Consider the following 18,704-nt stretch of genomic DNA (forward strand, 5'->3'; position numbering starts at 1 on the left):
TGCTTGGCGACCATAGCGTTGTGGACCCACCTGACTCCATGCCGAACTCAGAAGTGAAACACAACAGCGCCGATGGTAGTGTGGGGTCTCCCCATGTGAGAGTAGGACATCGCCAGGCTTTGAATATCGCTTACATATCATTAAAAATATGAAAGCAAAACTAAAAATATAGCATTATCAAAGTAAGACTAATTTTTAGTGACAATTTGTGGAGAGATGGCTGAGTGGTTTAAAGCACCGGTCTTGAAAACCGGCGATGGTTAATAGCTATCCTAGGGTTCAAATCCCTATCTCTCCGCCACTTTTAAAGAAAAAACCGCTGTTTTTACAGCGGTTTTTTTCGTTTTATATCAACATGCCAATCTGGAAAATTAATAGCTTAATTCAATCCCTCGAACATATCTTGAGCACCCTATCTGTACTTTCTGTACTTTCTGTACTTTCTAAAAATCGATTTTACACATTGAACACCTCAGACATAATGTCGTTGTGATCCGCAAAACTTTGTTGGTTAGCGTGAGCCAACTCCACACTTGCTCTATTGGATTTAGCACGGTGAGTCGGAGGAAACGTGATGACACTGACATGACTAAACTGCACTTATATACCTACCAGCACCATCCATTATAACGACGGCATCACCTATACCTATAGGGGTATGCCGATCCAAATAAATACGCATATTCAAATCGCTGCGGCTTCACAGTTCGAGGTTTTGTGCCGTGCTCGGCCTTAAGTCAAATGGCATTTTGATCAAGAAATTATCCAGGAAATCCCAGGTGTTCAAGCGGGTAATAGTAGAATTAGGATGGTTTTTGTTGGCTCGCCAGCGTTTTAAAATCGGTGCTATTAAGGCTATCCATCGTGATATTTAACAATAGCTAGATAGCCTTAATGAGATCGTACTTTTCTTTAATTGGTATAAGGTTATTTTTAGGTGCTTAGATTGCCATTTAAACATGCTCTATCATGGTTAGTGCCTTACGTGAGACTTCTGCGGCGGCTTTAGGGTAGTTTTGTTTTTCAAGGCTATCGGCAAGATAAGCGTAATCAGATACATTGGCACGGAGCGATAACGCTTTTTCCAAATGGCTTTGCGCCTCTGCCCATTTCTGCTCTCTCATATACAATTGAGCCAGTGCGCTGTGTGCTTCGGCGTTACCACTATCCTTACTAATGGCTTCTTGTAACAACAAAATTGCTGGGTATCTATCTGGTAAATTGAGCTCTGCCAATAATGAATACAGAGCTGGCATTGGGTGTTTTTTTAATGTTTCTTTAATGACGGTAAATGCTTCCGAGTCTGCTTTTCGTTGGATCAACTGTTCGATGAAGCATTGAGTTAAAATGACGTCGTTTTTGGTTTTCCTTGGGAGCTTGTCCCAATGGTTGATTAAGCCTTCGCTACCTTGTTGCTGGGCGACGTTTTTTAGTAAACCGCATTGTGCTTTTTGGTTCAGTTGTTTGCTCTCGTCCGCATTAATCTGTTTTGCTTTTTGGAGCTTAGGTAAAAGCTCAAGCAGCGGTTGCCATTGTTCTAGGTGCACGTATGTTGTCTTGAGTAAGTTGAGCACGATGGTGTTATTCGGATGAGTGGCTTGTAAGGCTGATAAAGTGCTTAGCGCCTGCTCAAACTCTCCTTCTCGTACTTGTTGTTTGGCACGAGTTAATTCAACGGCTAGGCCTGCGTTACTTTGTTGACTAGCGAGATCTAAATAATAATCTCGTTTTGCTCTGTCGCCCATTCCCTGCGCGGCTTCCGATGCAACAAGATAGCAGAGTAGCGGCATATCATGGTGGTTCGCCCAGCGAGTGACTTTCTTTTCTGCCTGCTTCCAGTCTCCCTCTAGAAGTTTAATGATACCTTCATTGGTATAACGGCGAGAGCGCTTTAACTTACGTACGCTGAACCAGTTTAATGTGTTTGAACTGGCGTAGAATGCTTTTTTGAGGAGATACTCTAAGCTAAATAATCCAGAGAGGAGTGCAATCACAAAGATCACTAAGGTGGTCACGCTCATCTCTATTGTTCTATTAGCTATAGAGATAAGAACATAACCTTGCTGGCCAGCATATTGGGTTCCGACAAATAAACCGGCCCCTAATACTACAAAAAGAAAGATGACTCTAAACATTACTTATCCTCCGTAACGCTCATTGGAGAGACTTCACGGCGTAGGCGTTCAGTGATGACATCAGCGAGTTCGTGCTGAGTTTCAAATTTAACTGGATATTGCACTTGTATATTTTGTTTACTGAGCTGCAATAGCGCGTGATTAAACTGCTGCACACTCTGATCATCGGAATTAAAGAAGCTGGCTGACCATTTATCTGCTGTGCTCAGTGCCGTTGTATAAATCTCTTGTTGTTCTGCGTATACGGCTTTGATGGCGGTTTCTAATTTTGCTTTGAGATTTTCTTTTAGATAGAAGTGCTGTTCAGGTGACAGTAGCGGAATGGCATTACCGTCTCGAGTGCGGAAGGTAATGAAGTTCTCCGAGAAGTCTTTCAATGAGCTCACGAGATTATTTTGCCAGTCGTTAATATTTTCGGAAACTTGTGGTGCTGATTGCTGCTGAGTTTCAGGCAACATGGCATTGGCCAGCGGTAGAGTGTCAACTTGTTGCTGCAAGGTTGTTAAGCGTAACACTAGCCCTTCACGATCAATCAATGGGATGATTTTGAGCTGAGTAATGTCACGCGCCATGGCTTTGCGTAGCGGCACTAAGCTTGGGTCATTCAATGCAGCGATACGCTGGTCAGCGCTTTCCATTAGCTTGGTCGCGCTGACGATGTCATGTTCTAGAAAAAGTTTACGTCCTGCCAGTTTCACTAAGTAGTCTGCTTCTGCTAGTAGCCAGTCGTTGGGACGGCGGCCTTTGATATCAGCTATCGCCAGTTGCAAGCTGTCGATACTTTTTTGCTGTTGATTCAAGGCTACGTCAGTTTTGTGAGTGAGTTGGTCCGCTTTGGTTTGTGTTTCTTGCTTTATTTGATTGATTTCAGCCGCGAGCTGACTTTGGGTTTGTGTTAATTGAGTCTGCAATGCGTTGATTTTGGCTTGGTAAACGGCGTCTTTTTGCTGCATTTGATAGGCTATACCACCACTGAAAATGATAGATAGGCTAATTGCAATAACAGAAAGTTTGATGCTGCGCTTTGCTCGTTTATCACTCTTTTCTTCAGGCTGAGACGTGGGATCCTGCACGTAACTTTTTGGTGAATCAAGGTTATCCGTTGCGTCTTTTTCTGTAACCAGAGGAGGTGTGGCTGCTTTTTCAGGTTCAATATGCGGGTTATTATTTTTGCTTGTCATGCTTAGAGTCCTGTCTAGATTGGCTAATACTAGCCGCGAGTTCTGTATTGGAGGCGCTTCCCACGTTCGTGACGCACCCAAATCCCATGTGCAGCGCCTCTTGTCGAATTCGCTCGCTTGGGACAAAAAGAGCTAAATTTAGCAGCCAGAGTCGTTGTGAATCAGAGAATTGATCCATCATAAAATTGAGTTGACCTGAGCTGGTGACAACTAACTGAGTGACTTGCTGTTGCTGCCACAGAGATATCGATTCGGCGGCAAAGAGGGTGATCGTATCGCGTCGATACACTTCCTTATACACCACATCAGCACCACGCTCGATTAAGCTGTCGTGGATGAGCTCACGTCCGCCATTACCACGTAAAATCATCACCTTAAGGCCCGATATTGATTGCAACTGTGGTAGGGCAAGCAGGTGTTCACTGTCACTTATCTGTGGATAGTGTACTTTTTGTTGGCTTAATTTGCTGAAAACATGTGCGGTTTTTTGACCAACGGCAAGGTATCTGGCGTCATTTGGCCAAAAATATCGGTGATCTTGCAAAAATTGATGACTGAACGTCACCGCGTTTTGGCTAACCGCAATAATAATGTCGCATTGCTGAAGTTCTGGGAGTAAATACGGGAGATCGACTCCTGCATTAATCTGAATCAGTGGATGGTGAACGGAGCGGATACCGAGATCCGCTAATTGTTGGCAAAGTTCAATCCCTTGATTTTCGGGGCGAGTGACCAACACCGTCATGCTTTATTCGTGCTCGCAGTAGAGTTTGGACAGAATATCTCGCGCTCCATCATTGAGCAATTGATGGGCAAGCGTGATTCCTAGTTGCTCGGCATCGGAGCGGTGGCCGCGAATCTCACCTTGCACAATCTTAGAACCATCAGGCTCACCGACTAATGCTCTTAACCAAATATGATCACCATCGAGCAATGCGTAGCTACCGATAGGTACTTGGCAACCGCCTTCTAATGTTAGGTTCATGGCTCGTTCACATTTCACGCGATCAGCCGTGTCAGAATGGTTGAGTGGCGCAAGCAATGCTCTTAAACGTTCGTCATCTAAACGGCATTCAATCCCGACTGCACCTTGCCCTACTGCAGGAAGCGATTGTTCTGGTTCAATAATGCTGCGAATGCGATCTTCAAGCTTCAAACGTTTTAAACCTGCTGTGGCGAGAATAATCGCATCGTATTCACCTGCATCGAGTTTTCCAAGACGAGTACCGACATTGCCACGCAATTCTTTAATCACAAGGTCTGGTCGATATGCTTTGAGTTGGCATTGGCGACGTAGGCTGCAGGTGCCGACGATGGCACCTTGAGGCAGTTGTTCAATGCTTTGATAGGTGTTTGAAACGAAAGCATCACGTGGATCTTCGCGTTCACAAATCGTCACTAGTCCAAGCCCTTGAGGGAAATCGACGGGAACATCTTTCATTGAATGCACTGCCAAATCGGCACGGCCTTCAAGCATAGCGACTTCCAACTCTTTGACAAAAAGCCCCTTACCACCCACTTTAGCTAAAGGCGTATCTAAAATGACGTCGCCTTTGGTTACCATGGTCACTAATTCCACTTCTAGGCCAGGATGAGCCGCTTGCAGCGCATCTTTAACATAATAAGCTTGCCAAAGGGCGAGCGGGCTTTTACGTGTGGCGATTCGAATGGGTGTTGCGTGAGTCATGATAATCCCGAGTGTAGGTAATGGATGGTTTAATCCTATCATTCCCGCTATGAAAGGTTTACTACTAGATCGTCGCTGTGAATGATTGATGAAGAGATAGCATAAATTGGTCAAAATTGTGTGATTTATATCTCGTTTATATAATGAGCTATTACGACAAAGTGTAAATAGCTACGACACTATAGCCAAGGTCATTGGAGCGCATTGTAGGCATGCTCTGCCTGAGTGTGATATGCATCGAGAGGGCTTTACCAAATGGAAAGAAAATGTTAGATTGATCACGTTTTTTTGGTGCTTTAGAATAAAATATAATCAAAGCGCGTGTTAATGTTTCAACCAAGGAATCAACCTTGCAGGCTTACACCAAGACGTTAATTCAACGATTAGACAATCTCAACCAGCAACGTACCGAGCGTGCGCTGGCGCTTATGGATTTGCAAAGTCAACGTGTATTTCATTTCATTCCTGCATTACTGCACTTCAATCACCCGATTATTCCCGGCTACTACGATGCAAAAGTCCCTTATGGTGTCTATGGTTTTGAGCCTAACGACATCCAACGTCAGCTGGTTGAAGATACAGAACTCACCTTAGGTCAACCCTTACCGACCGCAGACACCTCCGCTATTCTTGCTCTGTATACCATGGGCAGTACCTCGTCGATTGGTCAAAGCACCTCGAGTGACTTAGATATTTGGGTATGTGTAGCATCGAGTATGAGCTGTGATGAGCGGGAAAGCTTAAGCAACAAATGTTTGTTGATCACTGATTGGGCAAAGAGCCAAGGGGTGGAAGCTAACTTTTTCTTGATGGATGAGCTACGTTTTCGCAGTAATCATTCTGAGCAGATGACAGGCGAAAACTGCGGTTCATCACAACATCTTCTGCTATTAGACGAGTTCTATCGCTCTGCTGTTCGGTTGGCAGGCAAGCGTTTACTGTGGCAAATTGTGCCTCCTGAAATGGAAGAGTGCTACGACGAATACGTGCACGAATTGTGCAGCAATGATTACATTAATTGCAGTGAATGGATCGATTTTGGTAAGTTGAACCGCATTCCTGCTGAAGAGTATTTCGGCGCAAACCTTTGGCAGCTTTATAAAAGCATCGACTCGCCTTATAAGTCAGTGTTAAAAGCGATTCTGCTTGAGGCGTATTCGTGGGAGTACCCACACACGCAATTATTAAGCATTGATACCAAACGACGGTTTTTTACTCATGAACCTGATTTGTACAGTATGGATGCTTACTATTTGATGCTTGAAAAAGTGACGCGTTACCTTGAACGTATTGGTGATTCTGCCCGTCTTGATCTGGTGCGTCGTTGTTTTTATCTCAAAACGCATGAAAAGTTATCTCGTGAGCCGAGCTTAGGCTCAGTGGCATGGCGTCGAGAAGCATTAAGCCACATGATTCAGCAGTGGAATTGGTCGGAATCTGTTGTTCAAGAATTAGACAATCGCCGTAATTGGAAAGTCGAACAAGTTAAAGTCGTCCACCATGCGTTGTTAGATGCGTTAATGCTGAGCTATCGAAACCTGATCCAGTTTGCGCGTCGTAATGACATCACCTCGGCCATTAGCCCACAAGATATATCAATCCTCGCGCGTAAGTTGTATGCGGTGTTTGAGGTGTTGCCGGGTAAAGTCACGCTACTGAATCCACAAATTTCGCCAGATCTGCACGAGCCGGATCTCTCGTTCATTCAAGTTCGAGAAGGGCGAACCAATAAAGCGGGCTGGTATCTGTATAAACAGCCTCTGGTTGCCCATCGTATGATTGGCCAACCTTTCCTTGAGCATAATGAATACCTCAGTAAGCTGGTTTCTTGGGCCTTCTTTAATGGTTTGATCACGGAATCAACTCATTTGCATTCAGTAGTACGTGACGCACAGTTGGATATTGATAAGTTCTATCAAATGGTCAGCGATTTGCGTAATACCTTCTCGTTGCGTAAGCGGCGGCCGACCATGCAGGCCTTAGCGAGCCCTTGTGAAATCAGCCAACTGGCGATGTTCATCAATTTTGAAAATGATCCTACCGCGGAATTAAGCGGTAAATCGCTCAAAATTGATTTGAAAAATATAGATATTTTCAGTTTCGGATCTGAGCAAAAAAGCTTAGTCGGTAGTGTCGATTTAGTGTATCGCAACTCGTGGCATGAAGTACGGACTCTCCATTTTACTGGCGAAACGGCGATGCTCGACGCGTTGAAAACCGTGCTTGGCAAAATGCACCAAGATGCGCTACCGCCAGAGTCTGTCGATGTATTTTGTTACAGCAAAAGTCTGCGCGGTGTGATGCGCAACATGGTGTACCAGTTGCTGGCGGAATGTATCGATTTGCGTTTGAAACCGGTAGAGCAAGAGAAACGTCGCCGTTTTAAAGCGTTACGCATTGGCGATCAAATGTATGGTCTGTTTTTTGAGCGGCGAGGGGTTTCGGTACAGAAATTGGAAAATTCGGTAGATTTTTACCGCAGTATTTCAACCAACAAATTGAAAGGTTCACCGCTGTTAATGCTCGATCGCGATCAAGATTATCAACTGCCGGAAATCGTCGATGGTTTTGCTAGTGAAGGCTTAGTGCAGTTTTTCTTTGAAGATACCGATAAAGGCTTCAACATTTATGTGTTGGATGAGTCGAACCAAATTGAAGTCTATCACCAGTTCAGCGGCGAAAAAGATGAGATGATCACTAACGTCAACAGCTTTTATACCTCAGTACGCGACGGTAACCCACTCTCCGCTAAACTTATTAACTTCAATCTGCCGCAGTATTATCAAATCGTCCACCCAGAAGAAGGGGAGAGTTATATTGTCCCTTATCGTAACGATTCCGCGCTCTATTCTCGTCCTTCAAAAGCGGTCAACGCTTAGTTCGGTAGCGCCAAGTCACACATCTGTCACTTGGCGTTGTTGCTTTACACCCAGTCGATCGTTTCGCCAGCGTGTTTTTCACATTCTTGTTTCACCATCGCAATCAATTCCAGCCCTGTTTTTGAACAAATCCAGTTTTGGTCGATCAGTTTGAAATGGAAACCGCCTGACTTTGATGCCAGCCAAATTTCATGCATTGGCTCTTGGCGGTTAATAATAATTTGGCTGCGGTCATCAAATTCTAACGTCATCACATTGCCTGAGGTCTCGTAATCAATGTCGGCACCTGCGTCGTCTATCGCTTGTTCAATGATTTCTAGCTGCTCATCGACAAGTTGGTGAAATTCAGTATCGTTCATCCTGTCTATCCTATTGCTTTTCCTGATTGTGGTGCGATTATAGGGGGCATTGACTCAATAATCACGACATGCAAAATGAAAAAATCAATCGCTGCACTTTTTATGTTGTCACTCCTTGCTCTCGCAGGGTGTGGTCAAACCGGGCCGTTATACATGCCAGCAGAGCCTGAGCAGAGTGAACAACCTCAGCCATAGTCATTGATTTAGCTTAAAGGGAACGAATTTTGGATTACTTCAATTATCAGGACGATGGTCAGCTTTGGGCTGAAAATGTCGCATTAACAGAGTTGGCTGAGCAATACGGCACACCTTTGTATGTCTATTCTCGCGCTACTTTAGAGCGTCACTGGCATGCTTTTGATAAGTCGGTAGGCGAACACCCTCATCTGGTGTGTTATGCGGTGAAGGCTAACTCAAACTTAGGCGTATTAAACACGTTGGCGCGTTTAGGGTCAGGTTTTGATATTGTTTCGGCAGGAGAGCTAGAGCGTGTTGTGGTGGCGGGTGGTGACCCGGCGAAAGTGGTATTTTCTGGCGTCGGTAAAACGGAAGCTGAAATGAAACGCGCGTTGGAGCTCAAGATTAAATGCTTTAACGTTGAATCAGAGCCTGAATTAGCACGTTTAAATAAAGTGGCTGGTGAGCTGGGTGTCAAAGCACCGATTTCACTGCGCATCAACCCTGATGTGGATGCACAAACCCACCCTTATATTTCAACCGGTTTACGTGACAATAAGTTTGGTATTGCTTTTGACCGTGCACTGGATGTTTATCGCTTGGCACAAAGCCTAGAGAATCTCAGCATTCATGGTATTGATTGTCACATTGGCTCTCAACTGACCGCCATTGCCCCTTTTATTGATGCAACCGATCGCTTACTTGCGTTAATTGATCAGCTTAAAGAGGAAGGGATCACCATTAAACATTTGGATGTTGGTGGTGGTTTAGGCGTGGTGTATCGCGATGAGTTGCCCCCGCAGCCTTCCGATTATGCCAAAGCCTTGTTGGCGCGTTTGAGTAACCATCAAGATCTCGAACTGATTTTTGAACCGGGACGTGCTATTGCGGCTAACGCGGGCGTGTTGTTGACGAAAGTAGAGTTTCTCAAACATACCGAACACAAAAACTTTGCCATTATTGATGCGGCGATGAACGATTTGATGCGTCCAGCGCTTTATCAAGCTTGGCAAGATATTGTTCCTGTTGTGCCGCGCCAAGGTGAAGCGCTAACCTATGACTTGGTTGGGCCTATTTGTGAAACCGGTGACTTCTTGGGTAAAGATCGTTCATTGGTCTTGGATGAGGGAGATCTACTGGCGGTTCGCTCAGCAGGAGCTTACGGTTTTGTGATGTCTTCGAACTATAATACACGTACTCGCGTGGCGGAAGTGATGGTGGATGGTGCACAAACCCACCTTGTTCGTCAGCGTGAAGCACTATCGAGCCTATGGGCATTAGAGCGTATTCTGCCGGAGTAAATTGAAGCATTATGCATTTCCATTTTTCTAAAATGCACGGTTTGGGTAATGACTTCATGGTCGTTGATTGCATTACACAAAACGTCTTCTTCTCCCCTGATTTGATCCGCCGCTTGGCGGATCGTCATACTGGCGTGGGGTTTGATCAGCTATTAGTGGTTGAAGCGCCGTATGATCCGGAAAGTGATTTTCACTACCGTATTTTTAATGCCGATGGCAGCGAAGTTGAACAATGTGGCAACGGCGCACGTTGCTTTGCTCGCTTTGTGCGGATGAAAGGGCTGACCAATAAGTACAGCATTGGAGTCACGACTAAAAAAGGCAAAATGGTTTTAAATGTTGAAGAGGATGATCAAATCACCGTCAACATGGGCATACCAGAATTTGAGCCTAATAAGATTCCATTTCGAGCCAAACAGGCAGAGAAAACTTACATCATGCGCGTTGAAGAAAAAACCTTGTTCTGCGGGGCGGTGAGCATGGGCAATCCGCATGTGGTGACAGTGGTGGAGGATGTGACGACCGCTGAGGTTGAAATTTTGGGTCCACTGCTTGAATCCCATGAGCGTTTTCCAGAGCGTGTTAACGCAGGCTTCATGCAAGTGCTGAATCGCAATGAAGTGAAGCTACGTGTTTATGAACGTGGCGCGGGTGAAACTCAAGCGTGTGGCAGTGGTGCGTGTGGCGCGGTTGCCGTTGGTATTCTTCAAGGGTTATTGGCGGAAGAGGTGACAGTACACTTACCTGGTGGCTCGTTAGAGATCCACTGGCAAGGGCCGGGTAAGCCACTCTATATGACAGGCCCTGCGACTCATGTGTTTGATGGTCAAGTCTCTTGTTAGGGTTAAGTAAGATAAGGAATCGTTTTGTCACACGTTGAAGCGGATGCACTCACAGCCGAAGTTGTGGCTGAATATTTACGAGATCACCCCGATTTTTTCCTCCAGCGTTCAGAGCTGGTTGACAGGCTCTCCTTGCCGCACCATCAACAAGGTGCGGTCTCTTTGGTGCATGTACAACTGAATCGTCAGCGCCAGAGAATTGAGGAGTTAGAGGAAGAGATCACAGCCTTTATGTCATTAGCGGCCAATAATGACCGCACTTTCCACGAATTTATGGATCTGCAAGAGCAGATCTTAAAATGTCATTCAATGCCGCAAGTATGCAAGGCAATAGAAAACAAAGCGCAAACCTTAGGTTTGGTAGCGTATATTCGTTTACTGGCCTCGCCTGAAACCGATTATCAATTGACCCAAGAGCAATGGCAGCGTTTTTCAACTAACCATTTTAATGGCAAAAATGCTTATTTAGGGCGTATGAAAAAGTTGGATCGCCAAGCGTTATTTGGTGAACAAACCGCTGTGCCAGAAATGGGTTCGTATGTGGTGCTACCATTAGGTAAGCGCTCATCACAAGGCGTATTAGCGTTTGCAAGTGAAGATGGCGGCCATTTTCAACCGAGTATGGATACCCTCTTTTTACGTCATTTGGCGTTAGTTCTCTCTCATTTAATTGAGACTCTACCTTGGCAACCGATTGAGCATGACCGAATCAGCCACACCTCTGCCTAACGGCTTACAGCAGCCCTTAACTCGCTTCTATGAATATCTGCGGAGCGAGAAAGGGTTGAGCTTGCACACCCAACGCAATTACAAACAACAGCTGGAAACCATGGCGCAGCATTTAGTGCAGATGGGGCTGAATCAATGGCAACAAGTCGATGCCGCTTGGGTGCGACAGCTGGCGAGCAAAGGGATGCGTGAAGGGATGAAAGCCAGCAGTTTAGCGACGCGTCTCTCTTCATTGCGCAGTTTTTTTGATTTCTTGATCTTGCGTGGTGAATTGACAGCTAACCCGGCCAAAGGCGTTGCAGCACCGCGTAAAAAACGCCCGTTACCGAAAAACTTAGATGTGGATGAAGTCGCACAACTACTCGAAGTCAAGGATGATGATCCGCTATCAGTGCGCGATCGAGCCATGATGGAATTGATGTATGGTGCTGGGTTGCGTTTAGCGGAGCTCGTCAGCATTAACGTAAAAGACCTGAGCTTTAGCCGCGGCGAGATTCGAGTGGTGGGTAAAGGGGATAAAGAACGTAAGGTGCCTTTTGCTGGCCAAGCCAAAGAATGGGTGGCGCATTGGTTGAAAATACGGACGCAGTTTGCGAACGCTGATGAGCAAAGCTTGTTTGTTTCAAAGCTGGGTGTTCGTATTTCTCATCGCAACGTACAAAAACGCATGGCCGAGTGGGGGCAAAAGCAGGCGGTGGCTAGCCATATTAGCCCACATAAACTGCGCCACTCTTTTGCGACTCACATGCTTGAATCGAGCAATAATTTACGTGCTGTCCAAGAGTTGCTGGGTCATGAGAATATTTCGACGACGCAAATTTATACTCATTTGGACTTTCAACATCTTGCGCAGGCCTATGACCAAGCGCACCCAAGAGCACGTAAAAAGAAACAGAGCGAGTAACGCATGCACTTTTATCGCAATATCGGCCCCATTAAAGCGATGAGCTTTGATTTGGACGACACGCTGTATGACAACCATCCAGTGATCCGTCATGTTGAGCAGCAAATGGTCGTGTGGCTGCATACTCATCATCCGCTTTCCGCGACGCGTCCGATAAGTTGGTGGCAGCAACTTAAACAGCAACTGGCGCTGCAAGAGCCACTGCTCGGTCATGATGTCACTCAGTGGCGATTTAAGCAGATAGAACAAGGCTTAATTCAATTAGGCTATTCGCCGCAACTTGCTTTACAGGCTGCGCAGAATGCCATTGAAGAAGTGTTGCGGTTACGTCACTTAATCACGGTGCCAGAGAAGACGCACCGCGTGATGACCGAACTGGCAAAGCGCATGCCGTTAGTGGCGATTACCAACGGCAATTTTGACCCGCACAAAATTGGCTTGGGGCATTATTTTCAACAAATTTTTAAAGCGGGTCCCGATGGCTTGGCCAAGCCGTATCCGGATCTTTTTGACAAAGCGCAGGCTGCATTACAGTTACCTGCAGCCTCGATTTTACACGTTGGTGATCATCTGATAACCGATGTGCAAGGCGCAAAATGCAATGGTTTCCAAGCCTGTTGGTATAACGATCAAGGCCAAACCTTGCTCGCCAGTCGTAAGGCCAAAGTGTTGCCTGATATTGAAATCCATCAACTGGATTCATTACTGCAGCTTTAGGGCGTGACCGCTTTTATCCGCTTGAAAAGCCTTGAGATAGTAAGTGAAAAACGCGCGTAACTCTCTCGCATTATTTGGTTCTCCGAGAGAGTTGAGCAGCTCAACGCCCACTTCTAACGTGCATAAATGACCAGCATCTTGATTTCGCCTTAATCCATACTGAGAGATTTGATTTGGGGTGAGGTGTAGCTGCGGTAAATCGGATAACCAAGGGCTCTTATTGAGCATCTTCTTGGCTTCTTGCCATGTCCCATCCAGGATAATAAACACGATTTCTTGAGTGTCAGACGTTGAGAGAGATTGGTATTCGGTGAGCGATTGACTGCGCGTCGAAGGAAAAATAACCACAGCGTTTAACTTCTCATCCAGAATTCTCTTTTGTAATGATTTCGCCGTAGAGACTCGGTCCCAGATGTACACAGAGGAATTGGGCAAGCTACGCAGCAGCAGCTTGCCAGTATTGGTCGCTCGATGCGGTTCATTTTCATGCATCAGTAGTGCAATGCGCAGTTGGCTATCCAGTGTTGGTTGCAGTGAACAGAGGCATTGATAGCTAAAATGGCAAACTGGGCAAGGGCACGGTCTGGTCACTTATGGTGTCTCGATATTTTCAGAAAATAACGTTAAACCGCCATTGGCGATAGGGTAGAGTACATCGCCCACCTTCTCTTTTTCTGCTTTCAGTTGGTAACCAGTGCGAGTAAAGATACGTTCAGAAAGCAGATATTGTTGCTGGTGGCGCGTCATGACAACTTGGATCTGATTTAGGTTTAATGGTTGCCAAAACCCCTTTTCAACGGTCGATGGCTGACCATCGTTGTAGTCATAATGAGTGCTAGCAGTATGATCCGCATTCAGTTGCAAACGAATCATGAAATCCCTATTTTGGGTCGAAGTAGCATGATAAGCCCCAACCCATGGAAGCGTCGCATCACTATTACCTAAGGTGGCGCATCCCTGATAGCTTTTCTCACCGACCTTCAAGGTGGAACTCCAGCCGTACAGCGAGTCACTCATCCCGTCACTGCACATTTTTTGTGTGAGGAGCAGCGAACCTTGATTCATTTGGTACTCGCGCTTGGTTTCAGATAGCTGACTTTTTGTGATAGCGAATGTTTGAGTTTCACCGCTGATGGTTTGAAAGTTAAGGTTTTTCCCTTCAAAGTGGATGGACCATGATGGTTCGTTGCCAAAAGCGCGTGTCGGTTTGAGTGGTTGATTGCAGCGTTTAGGATTTTCAGCACTGAGTATATTGATGCTGGTCACGTTGAAACGTGCGCTGGAATCGGCATCGAAGCCTGTGCGGCTTGGCGCTGATAAAGTACCGATGAGCTCTCCATACAAAGGCTGATAAGGCGAGCGAGCCAAACTCAAGGCTTGCTGAGTCTGCTGTGGCGTCAGTGCTAGCCAATATTGTTGATTGCTACCACAAGGTGTAAAGGTTTGCGCCTCATGACCTACCACGACTTCTCCACGCATAATAAAGGGCTGTGCTTTGATTGAGCTGGGTTTATCCAAACTCGCCATCGGTACGGCTGGTGGCTGTGATGCGCTGTGTGTCGTACAGGCTTGCAGCATTAATGTGGTCAATAACAGCGCGGAACAGTGAAGCACTTTCATAGCAGACTCTTTTTGGGCAATGCAACGAGGCTAGATTATGGCACAAAGGCGCTGGCAAATTGAACTGATGGGTGTGAATTTAACAACCCGCGGACAAGTATCAGAGATAAATCGCAAAGCCGTTATGAACAAAAAAACAGCGCTCAAATGGCGCTGTTTTTGTGACCGCTCGTTACTGCAGGCTGCTGTTACAATAAATGTTCACGCAAATAGTGAGCCACGGCGTCTTCTGCATTGCTACCAATCACGGTGTTATTCGGCAGTGCATTGAACACTTTTTGATGCGATGTGCCCATCACCAAGCCTTTACCAGCCATCGACAGCATTTCCACATCGTTCATACCATCGCCAAACGCAATACAGTTATCTAGGGCCAGGTTTAATGATTCTGCAACGGCTTTGAGCGCATCCCCTTTCGACACTTCTGCTGCCATCACTTCCAAACACCAAGGTGTTGAGAAGGCGACGTTCAGTTTGTCGCCAAAAATATCGTTTAAGCGTCCTTCAAACTGAGCTAATAACTCATGATCTTGCGCTGGGTGGGTGAAGAATATTTTGGCGACGCCCTCGGTAGGTGCGTTATTGACATCAAATACTTGGTAGCTAAAGCCGGATTCTTCGTGGAAATCACGCAGCGTTTCATCTTCTTTATTCAATAACCACGATTCATCTTGATAGATGTGAACAAAAATATCAGGGTTTTGCTTAAACACATCAATGACGGGCTGTACCAATTCTTGCGGTACATTTTTACTGTACATCAGGTTGTCATGTTGATCGTGAACGCGCGCACCATTGGAAGTAATCATGTAGGCTGGAATGCCCGCTAACTGGCGAATACCCGCCACATCAACGTGATGGCGACCGGTAGCGAAGATGAAAGTAAAGCCTTTTTGGTGAAGCGCTTGTAGCGTTTGCTTGGTGAATTCGCTCAATTGGTGGTTTGGCGCAAGTAGTGTACCGTCGAGATCGGACGCCACGATATGAATCGCGTGCTCTTTACATTCGGTGGTCATAAAACCCTCATTATCATGGTCGATTTGGTTTGCAGATCGCAGATGGTGGAGAAACTTTGGTGTGGCTTAGTTTACGCCATCTTAAAGAGGAAAAAGAGGGTAAAACTCTCAATTGAAATTTCCTCTATTTGCTCAGTTCTAACACCGTGATTAAACTGTGTTCTCAAGAGATTGGAATTGCTTAAATAGCTCATCAAGTGCTTGGTTTCGATAGCAATCCTTTTCAAAAAAGAGCTCATGTTTTGCTCCTTCAATGATGACCAGCTTGCTAGATGGATTGGTTTTCGCCAGCTTAGTGACAAAGCGGATTTGATCCGCATTACTGACAATTTCATCCTGTCCTGCTTGCAAGATGAGTGTTGGTAACTTCACTTGACGAGTCATCAGTTGGCACAGCTTCGCTGCCATGAGCCCTTGCCATACCCAGCGCGTGCTAGGGCCGCCGACTTGCAATTCGGGTTTGCGTTGGTACAGGTCTCGAAACCATTGGTAACGCACCTGACTTCGACTTAATGGGTTAATCTCAAAAGGCTTTGCCGAATAGGCTTGATAGCCTGGCGCATAGGTTGGCTTGCTATACATCGCCGTCAGCACTTGGCTCAGTGTCATGGCGATAGGACGTAATTGCCACGGCATGTTGACACCAAACATTGGCGCGCTGAGCACCATAGCCGCAAATGGGTGTTGAGGGTATGTTTGTACATACCGGGTCGCAATGGCACCGCCCATCGAGTGGGCGACGAGAAAACGTTGTGCATAATGGCTTAAGTCAAAGTGCTCAATGACACGCTGCATGTCTAAAATGTAGTCATCAAATTCACCGACATGGCCGATTTGTGGATCGTCGATTAAGCGATCAGAAAGCCCTTGGCCACGGTGATCAAAAGAATAAATATCATAACCTTGTTGGAAAAAATCATAAAATAGCTCCTGATATTTCCAGCAAGATTCAATTCGTCCGTTGACGACGAAGATCGCCTTTGAGTGTTGAGGCGAGGTAAGTTTGCACCAATAAAGTTTTGTTTTATCAGCAGATTTGATAAAACCTTCTTCTCTGGAGTGCCAGAAATCGGCAATCGTGGTATTGATCACTTGCTCAAAGAAAGACTCTTGAGTATAAGGTGGGGAGTTTGGACTCGTCTGATTCATAGATTATTCTTATTGGACAGATTCGAAGAATAGTTCATTTTTAGGCTAGATTAGTCTAGTTGAGAGGAATTGCAATGGATACTCATGTTTGGCTTGCCTATGTGGTGACCGCGATATTGTTTAGTTTGGCGCCGGGTTCAGGGACGGTCAATTCCATCAGCAATGGCCTTAGCTACGGTACACGTAAATCACTAGCCGCGATTGTGGGTTTACAATTGGGTTTGGCTTTTCACATCATGTTGGTGGGAGCCGGAATTGGTGCCTTAGTGGCACAATCAGCCATGGCATTTAGTGTGATTAAGTGGGTTGGTGCTGCGTATCTGGTATGGTTAGGTGTTCAAAAATGGCGTGATAGTTCAAGTATGATGACCAATGCAACGGCTCAAATGCAAACGAGTTGGTCTTTATTGCGTCGAGCGGTGTTGATCAACCTGACAAATCCTAAATCCATCGTCTTTCTGGTGGCGCTTTTTCCACAATTTATTGACCCAACCCAAGATCAGTTCATTCAATTGTTGGTGTTAGGCGTGACCACGGTAACCATTGATTCGATTGTGATGCTTGGTTACACCTCCTTAGCCGCACGAATGGGGCGCTTTATTCGTTCAGAGAGTGTCATGAGTAAGATTAACCGAATATTTGGCTCGATGTTTATTGGTTGTGGAGCGCTACTAGCAGTGGCGAAGTCCTAAGATGGCTATGTCTCAATTATTAGTTGTTAATCACTAATGCATTATTCTTATGTCGCACGACAACCGATCTTAAATGCCAAGCAGCATACGCTTGGCTATGAATTGCTCTTTCGTGATGGGGAAAAAAACGCGTTTCCAGCGCACATTGAGTCGAATCGAGCCACGTATCGCTTGATCGTCGAAAACTTTCTTGCGGTGGGGATCAATCCCAATATTCCCAAATCACGTTGTTTTATTAATTTTCCCTACAAGAGTTTAATTCGCCGTCTGCCTTTAACGTTGCCGCGAGAACAAATTGTGGTGGAAGTGCTCGAAACCTGTGAGCCGACGGATGAACTGCTTGAGGCGATTAAAGAGTTGTATCGGCGTGGCTATCTGGTGGCGCTGGATGACTTTGTGTATGCGCCAGAATGGGAACGCTTTCTGAGTTATGTGCACATCGTCAAGCTCGATATTATGGCGCTGGGCTTAGATCACGCTTGCGAGTTTGTACGTCAGCGTTTAGCGGAAGGCAGTAAGCGCCGTTATTTAGCGGAACGAGTTGAAACGGATCACCAGTTCACCGTGACACGTAATGCCGGTTTTAGCTTTTTCCAAGGTTATTTCTTTAGTAAACCAGAAATGATCAAGCAGCGTTATGTTGGACCAGAGCAGATTATCGCCTTAGAGCTGTTTCGAGAAGTTTGTAAACCAAATGCTGATTTTGAACGGATTGAATACATTGTCGCGCAAGATGTAGCGCTCTCATACAAGTTGCTCAGATTCGTCAACACGATGTCTGATCGCTTATCCGTGCCGATTTCCTCTTTTCGTCAAGCCTTGGTCTATCTTGGTCAAGACAAGCTCAAAACCTTCGTATCATTAGCCGTTGCTTCATTTGTCTCAGCTAAAAAGCCGAAAGAGTTGTATAACCTCTCTTTGCAACGTGCTCAATTTTGCCAATTAATGTCTGGGCATCCTTCATTTCGTCAACATCGCGAGCAAGCTTTTTTAATTGGTCTTTTTTCTGTGTTAGATGCCTTACTGGATATTTCAATTGAAGAGCTGGTTGCGCAGTTACCCTTGTGTGACGTGGTCAAGCTAGCACTGCAAAAGCGTGAAGGACCCATTGGCGAGCTGTTGGCACTTGAGGAGTGTTTTGAGCAAGCGGACTGGCAAGGAGTGGAAAGCCATTGTGATCTGCTAGGGCTTGAATTAAATCAAGTCAGTGATGAGCTTTCGGCGGCGCAGCGCTGGAGTCAAGATATTCATCGTTTGCTGTAATAAATTTCGTGCGAATGTAAAAACCGCCGTCATGAGCGACGGTGGTTTGCCCA

19 protein-coding genes, 1 tRNA gene and 1 rRNA gene are annotated in these 18,704 nt (G+C 45.8%); 11 read left to right on the forward strand and 10 right to left on the reverse strand.

From position 1 onward, the window contains the following. The first annotated feature begins 2 nt into the window (after nucleotides 1-2). Nucleotides 3-118: ribosomal RNA gene (gene rrf, locus AACQ75_RS07265) — 5S ribosomal RNA — on the forward strand. A 92-nt stretch (nucleotides 119-210) separates the two neighbouring features. Continuing rightward, a tRNA-Ser gene (locus AACQ75_RS07270) sits at nucleotides 211-301 on the forward strand. A gap of 155 nt (nucleotides 302-456) precedes the next feature. On the opposite strand, the gene AACQ75_RS07275 is transcribed toward AACQ75_RS07270, so the two are convergent. From AACQ75_RS07275 to hemC, 5 genes are all read right to left on the reverse strand, one after another. Further along, nucleotides 457-600, reverse strand: coding sequence for a hypothetical protein (locus tag AACQ75_RS07275; RefSeq protein ID WP_158513708.1), 144 nt, complete (start codon nucleotides 598-600; stop codon nucleotides 457-459). A 353-nt stretch (nucleotides 601-953) separates the two neighbouring features. Then, on the reverse strand, nucleotides 954-2,135 hold the full coding sequence (locus AACQ75_RS07280) for a heme biosynthesis protein HemY (protein WP_170889744.1): 1,182 nt from the start codon (nucleotides 2,133-2,135) through the stop codon (nucleotides 954-956). After that, nucleotides 2,135-3,316: a uroporphyrinogen-III C-methyltransferase gene (locus AACQ75_RS07285; protein ID WP_170889746.1), complete on the reverse strand. Its 1,182-nt coding sequence runs from the start codon at nucleotides 3,314-3,316 to the stop codon at nucleotides 2,135-2,137. The genes AACQ75_RS07280 and AACQ75_RS07285 overlap by 1 nt, the downstream gene beginning before the upstream one ends. Continuing rightward, complete coding sequence (locus AACQ75_RS07290; protein WP_017048597.1) at nucleotides 3,300-4,061, reverse strand: uroporphyrinogen-III synthase; 762 nt, start codon at nucleotides 4,059-4,061, stop codon at nucleotides 3,300-3,302. The genes AACQ75_RS07285 and AACQ75_RS07290 overlap by 17 nt, the downstream gene beginning before the upstream one ends. A 3-nt stretch (nucleotides 4,062-4,064) precedes the next feature. After that, the gene (gene hemC / locus AACQ75_RS07295; RefSeq protein WP_170889748.1) at nucleotides 4,065-5,003 is read right to left on the reverse strand and encodes a hydroxymethylbilane synthase; all 939 of its coding nucleotides are present in this window, start codon (nucleotides 5,001-5,003) and stop codon (nucleotides 4,065-4,067) included. Between the two features lie 350 nt (nucleotides 5,004-5,353). On the opposite strand from hemC, the gene AACQ75_RS07300 reads away from it, so the two are divergent. After that, nucleotides 5,354-7,882 (forward strand): class I adenylate cyclase, encoded by a 2,529-nt coding sequence (locus AACQ75_RS07300; protein ID WP_170889750.1) that lies wholly within the window; start codon nucleotides 5,354-5,356, stop codon nucleotides 7,880-7,882. A 44-nt stretch (nucleotides 7,883-7,926) separates the two neighbouring features. Here AACQ75_RS07300 and cyaY read toward each other — a convergent pair whose 3' ends face one another. After that, nucleotides 7,927-8,241: an iron donor protein CyaY gene (gene cyaY, locus AACQ75_RS07305; RefSeq protein ID WP_010319878.1), complete on the reverse strand. Its 315-nt coding sequence runs from the start codon at nucleotides 8,239-8,241 to the stop codon at nucleotides 7,927-7,929. Between the two features lie 75 nt (nucleotides 8,242-8,316). Between cyaY and lptM the strand changes: the two genes are divergently transcribed. Genes lptM through yigB form a run of 6 tightly spaced genes read left to right on the forward strand, consistent with a single transcriptional unit; the run spans nucleotide 8,317 to nucleotide 12,911 of the window. Next, nucleotides 8,317-8,436 carry an LPS translocon maturation chaperone LptM gene (gene lptM / locus AACQ75_RS18160; RefSeq protein ID WP_033197445.1) on the forward strand — a complete coding sequence of 40 codons (120 nt, stop codon included), beginning with the start codon at nucleotides 8,317-8,319 and terminating at the stop codon, nucleotides 8,434-8,436. A 29-nt stretch (nucleotides 8,437-8,465) separates the two neighbouring features. After that, nucleotides 8,466-9,719 carry a diaminopimelate decarboxylase gene (gene lysA, locus AACQ75_RS07315; RefSeq protein WP_013855516.1) on the forward strand — a complete coding sequence of 418 codons (1,254 nt, stop codon included), beginning with the start codon at nucleotides 8,466-8,468 and terminating at the stop codon, nucleotides 9,717-9,719. A gap of 11 nt (nucleotides 9,720-9,730) precedes the next feature. After that, nucleotides 9,731-10,561 (forward strand): diaminopimelate epimerase, encoded by an 831-nt coding sequence (dapF, locus tag AACQ75_RS07320; RefSeq protein WP_010319875.1) that lies wholly within the window; start codon nucleotides 9,731-9,733, stop codon nucleotides 10,559-10,561. Between the two features lie 24 nt (nucleotides 10,562-10,585). After that, nucleotides 10,586-11,290: a DUF484 family protein gene (locus tag AACQ75_RS07325; RefSeq protein WP_017049935.1), complete on the forward strand. Its 705-nt coding sequence runs from the start codon at nucleotides 10,586-10,588 to the stop codon at nucleotides 11,288-11,290. After that, nucleotides 11,262-12,194, forward strand: a complete 933-nt coding sequence (xerC, locus tag AACQ75_RS07330) for a tyrosine recombinase XerC (protein WP_010319873.1) — start codon at nucleotides 11,262-11,264, stop codon at nucleotides 12,192-12,194. Before AACQ75_RS07325 ends, xerC begins: the two co-directional genes overlap by 29 nt. Before the next feature lie 3 nt (nucleotides 12,195-12,197). Then, a complete protein-coding gene (gene yigB, locus AACQ75_RS07335; RefSeq protein ID WP_170889754.1) occupies nucleotides 12,198-12,911 on the forward strand; it encodes a 5-amino-6-(5-phospho-D-ribitylamino)uracil phosphatase YigB in 714 nt (237 codons plus the stop codon). Here the strand turns inward: yigB and AACQ75_RS07340 are convergent. From AACQ75_RS07340 to AACQ75_RS07355, 4 genes are all read right to left on the reverse strand, one after another. Continuing rightward, entirely contained in the window at nucleotides 12,897-13,502 is a 606-nt protein-coding gene (locus tag AACQ75_RS07340; protein ID WP_017042049.1) for a tRNA-uridine aminocarboxypropyltransferase, read from the reverse strand. The two genes, yigB and AACQ75_RS07340, sit on opposite strands and share 15 nt — an antisense overlap. Next, complete coding sequence (locus AACQ75_RS07345; RefSeq protein WP_170889756.1) at nucleotides 13,503-14,531, reverse strand: COG3650 family protein; 1,029 nt, start codon at nucleotides 14,529-14,531, stop codon at nucleotides 13,503-13,505. It abuts the gene before it with no gap. Between the two features lie 188 nt (nucleotides 14,532-14,719). Continuing rightward, the gene (locus tag AACQ75_RS07350) at nucleotides 14,720-15,547 is read right to left on the reverse strand and encodes a Cof-type HAD-IIB family hydrolase (RefSeq protein ID WP_170889758.1); all 828 of its coding nucleotides are present in this window, start codon (nucleotides 15,545-15,547) and stop codon (nucleotides 14,720-14,722) included. A gap of 150 nt (nucleotides 15,548-15,697) precedes the next feature. Next, nucleotides 15,698-16,696 carry an alpha/beta fold hydrolase gene (locus AACQ75_RS07355; RefSeq protein WP_170889759.1) on the reverse strand — a complete coding sequence of 333 codons (999 nt, stop codon included), beginning with the start codon at nucleotides 16,694-16,696 and terminating at the stop codon, nucleotides 15,698-15,700. Between the two features lie 74 nt (nucleotides 16,697-16,770). Between AACQ75_RS07355 and rhtB the strand changes: the two genes are divergently transcribed. Further along, the gene (gene rhtB / locus AACQ75_RS07360; protein WP_170889761.1) at nucleotides 16,771-17,388 is read left to right on the forward strand and encodes a homoserine/homoserine lactone efflux protein; all 618 of its coding nucleotides are present in this window, start codon (nucleotides 16,771-16,773) and stop codon (nucleotides 17,386-17,388) included. 36 nt (nucleotides 17,389-17,424) lie between these two features. After that, entirely contained in the window at nucleotides 17,425-18,651 is a 1,227-nt protein-coding gene (locus AACQ75_RS07365) for an EAL and HDOD domain-containing protein (RefSeq protein WP_013855508.1), read from the forward strand. Nucleotides 18,652-18,704: the final 53 nt, after the last annotated feature.

The sequence above is a fragment of the Vibrio sp. B1-2 genome (assembly GCF_963888445.1).
Lineage (GTDB): Bacteria > Pseudomonadota > Gammaproteobacteria > Enterobacterales > Vibrionaceae > Vibrio > Vibrio anguillarum.

Excerpts from the sequence above, each read along its gene's own strand:
- AACQ75_RS07280 (WP_170889744.1), bottom strand. The coding sequence starts at position 2,135 with ATGTTTAGAGTCATCTTTCTTTTTGTAGTATTAGGGGCCGGTTTATTT.
- AACQ75_RS07285 (WP_170889746.1), bottom strand. The coding sequence starts at position 3,316 with ATGACAAGCAAAAATAATAACCCGCATATTGAACCTGAAAAAGCAGCC.
- AACQ75_RS07290 (WP_017048597.1), bottom strand. The coding sequence starts at position 4,061 with ATGACGGTGTTGGTCACTCGCCCCGAAAATCAAGGGATTGAACTTTGC.
- hemC (WP_170889748.1), bottom strand. The coding sequence starts at position 5,003 with ATGACTCACGCAACACCCATTCGAATCGCCACACGTAAAAGCCCGCTC.
- cyaY (WP_010319878.1), bottom strand. The coding sequence starts at position 8,241 with ATGAACGATACTGAATTTCACCAACTTGTCGATGAGCAGCTAGAAATC.
- lptM (WP_033197445.1), top strand. The coding sequence starts at position 8,317 with ATGAAAAAATCAATCGCTGCACTTTTTATGTTGTCACTCCTTGCTCTC.
- dapF (WP_010319875.1), top strand. The coding sequence starts at position 9,731 with ATGCATTTCCATTTTTCTAAAATGCACGGTTTGGGTAATGACTTCATG.
- xerC (WP_010319873.1), top strand. The coding sequence starts at position 11,262 with ATGACCGAATCAGCCACACCTCTGCCTAACGGCTTACAGCAGCCCTTA.
- yigB (WP_170889754.1), top strand. The coding sequence starts at position 12,198 with ATGCACTTTTATCGCAATATCGGCCCCATTAAAGCGATGAGCTTTGAT.
- AACQ75_RS07345 (WP_170889756.1), bottom strand. The coding sequence starts at position 14,531 with ATGAAAGTGCTTCACTGTTCCGCGCTGTTATTGACCACATTAATGCTG.
- AACQ75_RS07350 (WP_170889758.1), bottom strand. The coding sequence starts at position 15,547 with ATGACCACCGAATGTAAAGAGCACGCGATTCATATCGTGGCGTCCGAT.
- AACQ75_RS07355 (WP_170889759.1), bottom strand. The coding sequence starts at position 16,696 with ATGAATCAGACGAGTCCAAACTCCCCACCTTATACTCAAGAGTCTTTC.
- rhtB (WP_170889761.1), top strand. The coding sequence starts at position 16,771 with ATGGATACTCATGTTTGGCTTGCCTATGTGGTGACCGCGATATTGTTT.
- AACQ75_RS07365 (WP_013855508.1), top strand. The coding sequence starts at position 17,425 with ATGCATTATTCTTATGTCGCACGACAACCGATCTTAAATGCCAAGCAG.